Raw genomic sequence first — 12,008 nt, forward strand, 5'->3', positions numbered from 1 at the left:
TGAGACCCGCGACTTGTGATCGTTATCGTGGAAGCCGCTGCATCGCCACCGCCGCCGCCGCGAACAGCGCAGCAGCGATCAGCATGACCGTTTCGGGCGACGTCGGAAACCATGCCTTAAGCACCCCACCCAAGATCGTCGCGACGGCCAACTGCGGCAGCACGATGAAAATATTGAACAGGCCGACATAGGCACCAAGTTTTTCTGGCGGCGCAGTGCGGGCAAGAACGACGTAAGGCAAGGTCAGGATCGACGCCCACGCGACGCCGATGCCGGCCATCGCCAACAGCAGCCATTCGGGCTGATTCAGACTGAACAGGCCGACGAAGGCCAGCGCGCCGATTCCGAGGCAAAGGCCGTGTGTCCGCGGAATGCCGAGGCGGCGAGCGAGCCGGGGCAGTAGAAAAGCGGCGATGGTCGCGACGCCGGAGTAAGCGGCGAACAGGATGCCGACCCAGTTGCCGGCGTCACCATACGCGGCCGACGCCGCATCGAGGGTGTGCCACGCGGTATGGGCGATCGCCGGCGTGGTGTAGACCCACATCACGATCAAAGCGCCCCACGTCAGGAATTGGACCATAGCTAGTTGCCGCAGGGCGGGCGGCATCGCGACGAGATCACCAACGAGATGCGCGACAACCCCCGGAGCGTCGCCGCGCCACTGTGCCCGGGCCACGGCCAACTGCGCCACGCCGAACGCGACAAGGCCGGCGGCGACGAGCAGCGCTTCGCCCGAACTCGCCAGCCAGCCGGCAAGCTCGCAGCCGAGGATCACGATGCCCAGCGCAACGCCCCCTAAGATCCAGCGCGCGCCATTCGCCGGAACTGTCGGCGGCGCAGACACCGTCGTGGCGACGACCGTCGCCGGCGGGTATTCCCGCGTCGTCACGACCGTCCAAAGAATCGCGCCGAACAACGCCGCCGCCCCGAGATAGAAGCTCCAGCGTACAGTCGGCGCGACCATTCCGGCTGGCACGGTGTTGGCGAGATGGAAGACGTGCTCGAGCAGCCACGGCGTCAAGCTGGCGACGACCGCACCAGCGCCAATAAACGCCGTCTGGAAAGCATAGCCCGCAGGTTGTTGCTCCTCAGCGAGCATGTCGCCGACGAAGGCGCGGAACGGCTCCATGCACGTGTTGAGCGAGGCATCGAGCAGCCACAACGCCACCGCCGCCACCCAGATCGTCGGCGCTTGCGGCAGCATCACCAGCGCCAGCGTCGCGAGGACCGCGCCCGCGAGGAAAAACGGCCGCCGCCGGCCCAGCCGGGTCCACGTCCGGTCGCTGGCATAGCCGATAATCGGTTGCACCAGCAGGCCGGTCAGCGGCGCGGCGATCCACATCAGGCCGAGCTGATCGAGCGGCGTGCCCAACGTCTGGAAGATACGGCTGGCATTCGCGTTCTGCAGCGCGAAGCCGATCTGGATCCCAAAGAAGCCGAACGAGATATTCCACAGCCCCTGCCAGCTCTGCCGGGGGCGAGCGCTGGTCATGCGGCTGCGGCTAGTCGCGCGAGGACCGCGTGGTGATGGGCGAAGTTGAGCAGACAGCCGTCGAGCAGCCGCTGCACGCCTCCACGGTCGACCGGGTCGGGCCCGGGTCGCAGGCGCGCAGCGTCGGGAAAGTTGCCGTAACCGGCGAGAAGGCATTCCCACGACATCGGTGCATAATAGCCGCCGATCTCGCGCGACGCGACTTCGGCGGCAACATCGCCGCCTGTAAACCAGCGGGTGATCACCGCCTTCAGGTCGTCCGACAGGGCGTCGTTGGCCGCGTTGGCGCGCCAGAACGCCGTGTCGTCGCGCCGCGCCATCCGGTAATGCGCGACGATATAGTCGCGGATGCCCTCGATCCGCCGGGCGATGCGAGTGTTGAAGGCGGCGCGTCCCGCCGGGGTGAAGCCCGCCGCCTCCCACGTCGCGATGAACTGCTCGACCGTCGACTGGACGAGGTGGAGCGCGGTCGCTTCGAGCGGTTCGATGAACCCCTGGGCGAGACCGACGGCCAGGCAGTTGCCGGTCCACGCCGTTTCCAGCCGGCCGACATCCATCGTCAGGTGACGCGCTGGGGCATCGGTACCGCCGAGATGTGCGCGGAGTTCGGCCTCGGCCTCGTCGGGCGAGCAGAAGCGCGACGAATAGACATAGCCGTTGCCGATCCGGCTGGTCAGCGGGATCGCCCACGCCCAGCCGCAGCGCAGCGCCGTCGCCCGCGTGTGCACCGCCGGCGGCCCGGCCACCGGCGTCGGGATCGCAACCGCGCGGTTGCAGAACAAGTTGGCGGCGAAGGGAAGAAAACGGACGCCGATCGCCTGCCGCGCGATCACGCCGGCAAAGCCGCTGGCGTCGACGAACAGGTCGGCGGAGACCGTGGCTCCGTCGTCAAGCGTGACGCCGGTCACCTCGCCCGTCGCGTCGACGGTCACCGTGGCGACCCGCGCCGGGCGATGGACGACGCCGCGACCGACGGCATGGTCGCGCAACCAGTCGCCGAGTTTCGCCGCGTCGAAGTGATAGCCGTAGCCGACCTCGAACGGGAATGTCGCGGCGGCGACCGGCGCGCGGCCGGCGGCGGCCAGCCGGCTGGTGAGGAAGAACGCGTCGGGGTGGGCGTCGACGTCGTGGCCGGTCCGCCGGGCGAACGCCGCGGCGTGGAAGGCAGGCTGGGTATGCAGGTCGATCGCGCTGGCGAACGGGTGGAAATAGCTGGCAAAGCCGGGTTCGCGCGACCAGCCGTGGAAGCTGATGCCGGTCTTGAACGTCGCATCGCACGCGGGCATCCAATCGGCTTCGCTAACCGCGAGTTGGGCGAACAGTCCGCGCAACTGCGGGGTCGAGCCTTCACCGACGCCCACCGTCGGGATCGCGGGGCTTTCGATCAGCGTGATCGCCGTCGCCGGCCACGCGCGCGCCATTAGGCAGGCGGTCATCCAGCCGGCGGTGCCACCGCCCAGAATGACGACCGCCGGCGCGCTCATGCCGCCGCCCGAAGAATTCGCGCGGCGTAGGGCAGCAATACGTCGTCGCTCGGGGTGCTGTCGAGCAGCGGGATCCAGCCGGCGGGGGCTTGCCACGCCACCGGTTCCGCCGATAGGTTGAACACACAAAGCAGCCGCTCGCCACCGTCCGCGGCTTCGGCCCGCCGCTCGAACACGACCAGCGATGCCGGCGCCAACAGCAGCTCGATGTCGCCCCAGCGCAGCGCCGGATGGTCGCGCCGCAGCGCGAGGACGCGCCGGGTCCACGCCAGCATCGACCCCGGATCGGCCTCCTGCCGGTCGACCGCCAGCGCGGCGTGGTCGGGGCCGACCGGCAGCCATGGCGTCGCGGACGAGAAACCGAGCGCGGGCGCACCGCCCCGCCACGGCATCGGCGTCCGTGCGCCGTCGCGGGCCAGCGTCCGCGGCCAATTGGCAATTGCCTCCGGATCGCGCAGCTGTTCGAACGGCACATCGACCTGCGTCAGCCCAAGCTCCTCACCGTAATAGACGATGGGGTTGCCGCGCAGGCAGGCCAGTAGAACCAGCTTCATCCGGGCGAATCTATCCCGATGCGCCGCCGCTGCCCAGCGCGATACAGCGCGCGGCGCGTCGTGATTTTCGAACGCCCAGCACGGCCAGCCCGTCCCCGCCGGCCACGCCGCCATCGCGCTGGCAACGACCGCCGGCGTCAGCGCATCGGCGTAAAGGAAATCGAAACCATACGCGCTGTCGAGGCGACCGGCAGCGGTGAACGCCTGCATCTCGCTCGCCGCTTCAGCGCCCCCGACCTCGGCGAGGGTAAAGCGGTCAGGAATTGTGTCGGTCAGCGCGCGCAGCCGCTCGAGAAAGCCCGGGATGCTGGCATGGCTCTGGTTGAAGCGGTGCAGCTGAAAATCGAACGGGCGCAGGCGTGGGCCGTCGTCAGCCGCCGCCGGATTATCGCGCAAGTGCGGATCGTGCATCAGAAAGTTGATCGCATCGAGACGGAAGCCGTCAACGCCCCGATCCAGCCAGAACCGGGCGATGTCGAGCAAAGCGTCCTGGACCACTGGCAAATGCGCGTTGAGCTGCGGCTGCGCGCTGAGGAAATTGTGCATGTAATATTGCCGCCGCCGGGCATCCCACGTCCACGCCGGCCCGCCGAATACGGACTGCCAGTTGTTTGGCGGGCTGCCATCAGCCTTGGCATCGGCCCAGACATACCAGTCGGCGTGCGGGCCGGATCGTGCCTCCCGGCTGGCGGCGAACCACGGGTGGTGGTCAGACGTGTGCGACCACGGCTGGTCGAGAATGACGCGCAGCGACAGACTGTGCGCCCGGGCGACCAGCGCATCGAAATCGACGAGCGTGCCGAACAGCGGGTCGACATCGCGATAATCGGCAACATCATAGCCGAAGTCCGCCTGCGGCGATCGATAGAAGGGCGACACCCATATCGCATCAACGCCAAGGCGGGCGACATAATCTAGATGCGCGGTCACCCCGACGAGGTCGCCGACGCCGTCACCGTCGGAATCGGCGAAACTGCGCAGGTAGATCTGGTAGATGACCGCTCCGCGCCACCACAGCTTCGCGATTTTCACGGGCGTGGTCCAATAGCACAAACGGCAAAACCGAGCGGCAGCAGCGTCACCCGCAGCGAGCCCGGCGCCGCAACCGTGGGGGCGCAGCCGGACCCAGCGAGCATCGTTGCCGTCGTACCCGCGCCAACCTGAACGAGTCGGTCGACGGCGACGGTCGAGGTGTTGAACACGAGCAGCACCTCGTCGCCCGTCGCCGGATCGACCCGCGAGACGGCGAGAAGCCCCGGCTTGTCGCTGGCGAAGCGCAGCCGCTGATCGCCCCGGCGCAGCGCCGGGGTCGCGACGCGCAGCCGGGCGAGTTCGGCGATCTCGCGGAACAGCGGATGGCCGGTGTCGAAGCGCGGCGTCGCCGTCGTCGCCGTGGTGCCGACCAGCGGCGCGTCGTTGTAGCGCGCGACCCGGCTGCCGAACTGGTCCTGCCGCGCGTCCTGGTCGCCGCCGCGTCCGGCGAACCCCTGTTCGTCGCCGGCATAGATCATCGGCACCCCGCGCAGCGTCAGCAGCATCGCGTCGGCCAGTTCGACGCGCGCCAAAATCTCCGCGTCTCTGATATCGGGCCGGGCCTTGCGCACCGCGGCGGCAAAGCGGCCGTCGTCATGGTCGCCGGTGAACGTCGGCAGCGTCGCCGGGTCGCCGGCATAGAGTGGGTCGGCGGCGATCCAATGCTCCCAGACGTCGGTGCCGCGCGTGCCCGCCACCGTTTCGACCACCGCCTGTTCGAACGCGAAGTCGAGCACGGCCGGCAACCGGTCGACGCGGGTATGCGCGGCGAGAACGGCGGGATCGGCGAGGTGAACCTCGCCGAAGATGTGGAAGTTGGGAATGCCGCGGGCCTTGGCGCGCGCCAGAATCGCCGGGACGAACGCCTGCCAGAAGCTGGGCTCGACATGGCGCGCCGTGTCGATGCGGAAGCCGTCGACGCCGAACCTGTCGATCCAGCCGCCGTAGACCGCGATCATCCCGGCGACCACCCGCGGGTTCTGCGTCATCAGATCGTCGAGCCCGGCGAAATCGCCCTCGGTCGAACTCTCGCCGGTAAAGGTCGAGTCGCCGCGGTTGTGGTACAGCGTGATGTCGTTCAGCCATGCCGGATGCTTGGCGTGCGTGTCGCCCGGCGGCAGGTACGGCGTGTAAGCGTAAGTCGGGTCGGTCAGCTTCGCGAAATTGGCGGCCGAGCGGTCGTCGTCGCCAGCAAAACCGGGGTTGATCGGCGGCCCGCCGACGCCGCCGCGGCGCTGATACGGATAGTCGGCGCGGCTGTGGTACGGGCACGGCGACGCCGCGCATTCCCGGTAGTGAATGACATCGGCGGTGTGATTGATCACGATGTCCATGTAGACCTTCATGCTGCGTGCGTGGGCGGCATCGACCATCGTCTTGAAGTCGGCGTCGGTCCCGAAATGCGGGTCGACATGCTCGAAATCAGTGATCCAGTAGCCGTGGTAGCCGGCGCTCTCATGCCCTTGCGGACCCTGCACGGCCTTGTTACCGAACACTGGGGCCACCCATACCGCCGTCGCGCCGAGAGCGGCGATGTAGTCGAGCCGGCGGACGACGCCCTTGAGGTCGCCGCCATGGTAAAACCCTTTGTCGGTCGGATCGAAGCCCGTTGTCAGGCGGTCGCCAGTCAACCCGCCACGGTCGTTCGACACGTCGGCATTGTCGAACCGGTCGGGCAGCAGGAAATAGATAACCTCGTCCTGCGGCAGCCGCGCGCGGAAGTCTGCTGCCGACACCGGGGCCGCCAGCGCGAGGGCGCCAGCGGCTAGCGCCCTGATCCGTCTGCTGCGCGGCATCGATCCCCCCGCCGGTACTCCGGTCGCCCGTGAACGATGGGGTTTCCCCACCCGCAATGAAAGGCGAGCGAATACGTATTCTTGCCCCTGCCCGTTTGATTTACATAGGGAGGCAAGAATTGGGAGCACCGCGCCGATGGCGGCCGGAGACAGGGTTACATCGTTCGACATCGCGGCGCTGGCCAAGGTGTCGCAGCCGACGGTGTCGCGCGCGCTTCGCGGTGACCGGACGGTCAGCGACGCGACGCGCAAGCGAGTCGAGGCCGTCGCCCAGCTGCTCGGGTACAAGGTCGACCGTGCGGCGTCGTCGCTGCGAAGCGGCCACAGCAATACGCTGGCGCTGCTGTTTTTCGAAGACCCTTTGCCCGACGGATCATTTATCAATCCCTTCTTTCTGTCGATGCTCGGGTCGATCCTAATGACCTGCGCCCATCGCAAATACGATCTTTTGACCTCGTTCCAGCAGCTGTCGAGCGACTGGCATGTCGACTTTGAGGACAGCCGCAAGGCCGACGGACTGATCCTGCTTGGCTACGGCGACTATGCCATCTATCGCACCCGGCTCGACCAGCTGGCGCGGCAGGGGACGCATTATGTTCGCTGGGGCGCAGCTGAAACGAGCATCGGCGACACTGTGATCGGCTGTGACAATACCGCCGGCGGGCGGCAGGCCGCGCGCCGTCTCGCTGCGCGCGGCTGCCGCCGGATCGCCTTCCTCGGAGATGCGTCGGACCATTATCCCGAGTTCCGAGACCGCTACCTCGGCCTGTGCGCCGGTCTCGCCGAGGCTGGCTTAACGGTGGATCCACGACTGCAGGCCGACTGCCTATCGGTCGAACCCGCCGGCTATGGTGCGACGCAACGACTTATCGCCGCCGGAGCCCCCTTCGACGGACTGTTCGCCGCGTCTGACCTTATTGCGCTGGGTGCCCTTCGGGCGCTGGCCGAAGCCGGCCGCCGCGTCCCCGGTGACGTCGCGGTGATCGGCTTCGACGACATCCCTGCCGCCGCGCTCGGCTACCCGCCGCTGACCACAGTGGCGCAGGACTATGGCAGCGCCGGGCCGTTGCTGGTCGATGCCCTGATCCGGCGGGTCAACGGCGAGGCGCCCGAAAACCGGGTGTTAACTCCGCACCTCGTCGTCCGCGCGTCGGCCTGACGGCTACCGCGCCGCGCAGTGGCGCGCGATGAAGTCGGCGTGTGCCGGATAGCGCTGCGCTTCGCGGGCATAAAGCGCCGGGATCGTTGCCATATACTCGGCGAGGTCCGGTTCGGCGATCATATCGGCGAGCGGCGAGTAGGCCGCGGCCGCGAGCCCCTGGCCTTCGAGTACCTGCAGCCAGCCGACTTCGGTGAACAGCTCCTCATGTTCGCGGACGATATGACCGGTCGAGCGGTACAGGTCGATCCGCGTCGCGAGGCTGTCGGGCAGCGGTTGGGCGCGCACCGCTCGCCAGAACGGCTCGTCGCGACGATTGGCGTGGTAATGGAGGATGATGAAGTCGCGGACCGCCTCGAGCTCGAAGTCGGTCTGACGATTATATTCGCGGCGTTGCGCCGCGGCGGTGGTATGGCCGGGAAGCAGCTTGAGCAGCCGCGCGATGGCCGACTGCACGAGATAGATGCTGGTCGATTCGAGGGGCTCGAGGAACCCGCTTGCGAGTCCCATGGCGACGACGTTCCCCGCCCATGCGGCGCGGCGGCGGCCGGCGGCGAAGCGCAGGCGGTTCGGTTCAGCCAGCGGCGCGCCGTCGACGGCGGCGAGCAGCCCGGCCAGCGCCGCCTCGTCGTCCATGAAGGCGCTGGCATAGACGTGGCCGTTGCCGACGCGGTGCTGGAGCGGGATGCGCCACCGCCAGCCGGCCGGCATCGCGATCGCCTGCGTGTACGGAACGAGGTCGCCGTGGCTCGCGGTCGGCAGCGCCACGGCACGGTCGCACGGCAGCCAGTGCGCCCACCCCTCGAAACCCACCCCGAGCGCGCCCTCGATCAGCAGCGCGCGAAAGCCGGTGCAGTCCAGAAACAGATCGCCGGTAATCCGTTCGCCTGCCTCGAGCAGCACCGCAGCGACGCCGTCGCCCTCGCGCTCGACCGCGACGATCCGCCCCTCGGTACGGACGACGCCTCGCGCCTCGGCGAAGCGCCGGAGCCATGCCGCATAGCGTCCAGCGTCGATGTGAAAGGCATAGGGCATCGGCGGGACCGACGCCGTTGCCGGCGCGCCGCGATGCATGCGCCGGGTGCGGGCGGCGGTTTCGTTCAGCGAGTAGGCGCCGAGCGGCGCGGCCAGCCCCGCCGCGCGGGCGCGCTGCCAGTAATGCTGGAACGGGATCAGCCCGACGTCGCGGCCGATGTCGCCGAAGGCGTGCATGTAGCGCTCGTCGGGCGCACCCCAGCCGACGAACTCGATCCCCAGCTTGAACGTGCCGCCGCAGGCTCGAAGCATCGCGTCCTCGTCGAGGCCGAGGGCGTGGTTGAACGTCCGCATCTGCGGAATCGTCGATTCGCCGACGCCAACGGCGCCGATCGCGTCGGATTCGACGAGCCGAACGTCGAAGCCGTGCTCTAGGAAGCGGCCGAAGGCGGCGGCGGCCATCCATCCGGCCGTACCGCCGCCGGCAATCACGATGCGCAGCGGCGCCCGGCTTCCTCCCACATTAGATGCCATCGCCAGATCCTTCGGAGCGACGGGCTGCCGCGCAGCGCGTACCGTCGTCAGAACTTGTATGCGAAGCCAAGATAATAGTCGCGACCGTAGCGTTGGTAGTCGATCAACTGCCGGCGGTCGTTGTTCTGGTAGGTGATGAAGGGTCGGTCGGTCAGGTTCTTGGCCTGGGCGAGGATCGACAGACCTTTGAGGAAGCCGTTCTGGAACTCGTAGCCGACCTGGGCATCGAGGATACCCTCCGACACGACGTTGCGGTAGGTCGGCGCCGCCGACAGGCCCGCGACCTCGCCTAGGAAGTCGGAACGGTATCGGTACACCGCCCGCACCTGGATGCCGTTCTTCTCGTAATAGGCCGTGCCGCTCCAGACATACTTCGATAGGCCGGGCAGCGTGATCGGGATCGGGTTGGTGCCGAGCTTGATCTCGCTCTTGGTATACGTCCCAGTGGCGAACACGCCGAAACCGTCGAGGACGTGGGTGACAAGGCTAAATGGCACCGAAACCGTGCCCTCGACGCCTGCGAGATAGCCGCGCCCGTCGTTGTTCGGTTGATTGTTGAGGCCGGTGAGGTTGCCCGGCGCAAACACCGTGCCGGCCGGGAACAGTGACGTGTAGGTGGAGAAGTCGGTGAGCGTCGAGGCGCTGGCATCGACGTAGTTTGTCAGTCGCTTGAAATAGCCGGCGACGGCGACATAGCCACCCTTGAAATATTTTTCGAAGCTGATGTCCACGTTGACCGAGCGGTACGGGCGCAGGTTGACGTTGCCGCTCTGGTAGCTGAACGGGCGGTTGGTGATCGGCTGCGGCACCGCGGTGACGACCGAATAGTTGACATCGAGTTCCTGGTTCACGCGCTCCTGGTCAAGGCGTGGCCGGACGATCGTCTCCGACGCGCCGAGTTTGGCGAAGAAGCTCGGCCGCAGCTCGATCGACAGCGTGCCGCTTGGCAGGAAATAGGTATATTTCGAATTGTCGGTCAACGGGAAGATGTTAACCACGCCCGTGGCGGGGTTGAAGGTCGAGGTCGTGCCGTTGGACGACTGGTCAGTGTGGATGACTTGGAAGCCGAGCGAGCCTTTGACCGGGGCATCGCCGGCGACGGTGTCGATGTTGAGCTTGGCATAGCCTGTGTAGACGTTCTCGATCACCATGTTATCGCGGACGAGCGACACCGGCCGGTTGTCGAGCACCGAGTTGTAGGCGTTGTCGTACAGATACGTCGGGTTGAGTGCGATGACCGCGGGCACGCCGAGATAGCCGAGCGGAACCGAGCCGATGACCGCCGCCGCCGGGATCGCCTCGCTCGTCGGCGTGCCGCTAGCGACCGTGCATCCCGTGCCGCCGCCCTTGGGGCAGAGGAAGTACGAGGTGTAGGCGCTGGTCTTCTCGCGGCGGCTGAAGTTGAAGCCGGCCTCCCAGCCCTTAAACACCGTATTATCGAACTCGCCGTTGAGACTGGCGCGGATCGACTTCAGGTCGTCCTTGAAGCTCGGGCGGTTGAGGAAGCCCGACTGCACGACGGCGGTGGTCCCGTTATAGCCCCAGCCGCCTGGATCGGTGATCTTGAACAGCGTTGTGTTGGTATAGTCCTGCGTCGGTACGAGGTTGAACGTGCCGTTGGCGTTCTGGCTGAACTTCACCGTGTCCTTTGGACCGCTCTGGTTGTAGCCGGTGCCTGTATAGTCCTCGAGCAGGAAGTCGGTGCGCTTGGCGCGCGACCAGCTGGCGTCGATGTTGAGGTGGACCTTCTCTCCAATCTTGAAGTCGTTGTTCCAGCCGAGCGAGAGGTCGTCGGCGTTGCGCCGGTTATAGTCGTTCCGCTGCACGGCGAAGTTCGGGGTGAAGGTGCCGCTGGTAACGAAGCCGTTGCTGAACGTCGCGTTGGCCAGCGTTGCGCCGCCGAACGAGAAGGGGAACTCGATGCCGCGCAGGTGCTGCGTGTCCTCGAAATGACTGTACAGCGCGTCGAACGTCGAGTGCCACGTCTCGGAAGGCTGGTATTCAATCGTGGCGACGCCGCCGTAGCGCTTCAGCAGCTCGGAATCGACGTACGGCTTGGCGCCGCCGAGGATGTACGGGTCGGTCGCGGTGCCGCTGCCGGAATAGCCCCAAGCATTGTAGCGCTCGTTCTGCGTCGGCGCCTGCGTCGCGGCGACGCCGATGGCGATGCCCAGCGTATCGTCGAGAAACTTGTCCACGTAGGTTGCCGAGGCGCGGTAGCCGGCGCGCGGGCTGTCGGGGTTGAGCGCCTTGATCTCGTTCAATTGCCCGCGGGCCGACAGAGCGATGACGCGGTCGGGGACGCTGAGCGGACGTATCGTGCGGAGGTCGATCGTGCCGGCGACGCCGGCGGCGATGAGCGCGGCGTCGGCGGTTTTGTAAACGTTGACGTTCTTGAAGAATTCGGACGGATACTGATCGAATTCGACGCCGCGATTATCGCCCGTCGTGACTTGCTCGCGGCCGTTGAGCAGCGTCGTCGAGAAGTCGGGGCCGAGACCGCGGATCGACAGGTTCTGGTCGCGCCCGTCGAGGCGCTGAGCGGTGACGCCGGGGAGGCGAGCCAGTGAGTCGGCGATCGATACGTCGGGGAGCTTGCCGACATCCTCTGCCGACACGGATTCGACGATCAGAACGGCGTCGCGCTTGGTCCGCGCGGCATTGGCGAGCCCGGCGCGAAGGCCGGTGACGACGATCTCGTCATTGGCGACAGCGGCGTCGGCCACCGTTTTTCGATCGACCTCATGCTGATTGGGAGTTGGCACCGCCGATGCCGGCAGCGCCCCGGCCTGGGTCGTTACCGCCGACGTCGGGTCGACGTTCGGCGTGGTCGGGGCGGTGGTCTGCGCTCCAGCTGCTGCAGCGATCAGGCCGAGCCCGACGGCGGTACCGTGCAACAAGCGGGCACGAATGCATGAACAGCCAGCAAAATTAGACATCGTCTGTTACCCCCAAGGTGCGGCCTGCACGCCAGATTTATCT

Annotated in this window: 7 protein-coding genes; 1 reads left to right on the top strand and 6 read right to left on the bottom strand. The window is 67.1% G+C overall.

Annotated elements, in window-relative coordinates; translation table 11 throughout:
* Window positions 1–22: 22 nt before the first annotated feature.
* Genes KZX46_RS22095 through KZX46_RS22110 form a run of 4 tightly spaced genes read right to left on the bottom strand, consistent with a single transcriptional unit; the run spans window position 23 to window position 6,358 of the window.
* The gene (locus KZX46_RS22095) at window positions 23–1,492 is read right to left on the bottom strand and encodes an MFS transporter (protein ID WP_219777213.1); all 1,470 of its coding nucleotides are present in this window, start codon (window positions 1,490–1,492) and stop codon (window positions 23–25) included.
* On the bottom strand, window positions 1,489–2,976 hold the full coding sequence (locus KZX46_RS22100) for a tryptophan halogenase family protein (protein ID WP_219777214.1): 1,488 nt from the start codon (window positions 2,974–2,976) through the stop codon (window positions 1,489–1,491). The genes KZX46_RS22095 and KZX46_RS22100 overlap by 4 nt, the downstream gene beginning before the upstream one ends.
* Entirely contained in the window at window positions 2,973–4,562 is a 1,590-nt protein-coding gene (locus KZX46_RS22105; protein ID WP_226896325.1) for an alpha-glucosidase, read from the bottom strand. Before KZX46_RS22105 ends, KZX46_RS22100 begins: the two co-directional genes overlap by 4 nt.
* The gene (locus tag KZX46_RS22110; RefSeq protein WP_219777215.1) at window positions 4,559–6,358 is read right to left on the bottom strand and encodes an alpha-amylase family glycosyl hydrolase; all 1,800 of its coding nucleotides are present in this window, start codon (window positions 6,356–6,358) and stop codon (window positions 4,559–4,561) included. The genes KZX46_RS22105 and KZX46_RS22110 overlap by 4 nt, the downstream gene beginning before the upstream one ends.
* A gap of 136 nt (window positions 6,359–6,494) precedes the next feature.
* Between KZX46_RS22110 and KZX46_RS22115 the strand changes: the two genes are divergently transcribed.
* Window positions 6,495–7,517, top strand: a complete 1,023-nt coding sequence (locus KZX46_RS22115) for a LacI family DNA-binding transcriptional regulator (RefSeq protein ID WP_219777216.1) — start codon at window positions 6,495–6,497, stop codon at window positions 7,515–7,517.
* 3 nt (window positions 7,518–7,520) lie between these two features.
* Here the strand turns inward: KZX46_RS22115 and KZX46_RS22120 are convergent, their stop codons facing one another.
* Both KZX46_RS22120 and KZX46_RS22125 read right to left on the bottom strand, forming a co-directional pair.
* A complete protein-coding gene (locus KZX46_RS22120; protein WP_219777217.1) occupies window positions 7,521–9,026 on the bottom strand; it encodes a tryptophan halogenase family protein in 1,506 nt (501 codons plus the stop codon).
* Between the two features lie 47 nt (window positions 9,027–9,073).
* Entirely contained in the window at window positions 9,074–11,965 is a 2,892-nt protein-coding gene (locus KZX46_RS22125; RefSeq protein WP_219777218.1) for a TonB-dependent receptor, read from the bottom strand.
* Window positions 11,966–12,008 lie beyond the last annotated feature (43 nt).

Origin of the sequence: Polymorphobacter sp. PAMC 29334 (genome assembly GCF_019431245.1) — a bacterium.
In the GTDB taxonomy this organism is placed as follows: Bacteria; Pseudomonadota; Alphaproteobacteria; order Sphingomonadales; family Sphingomonadaceae; genus Polymorphobacter_B; species Polymorphobacter_B megasporae.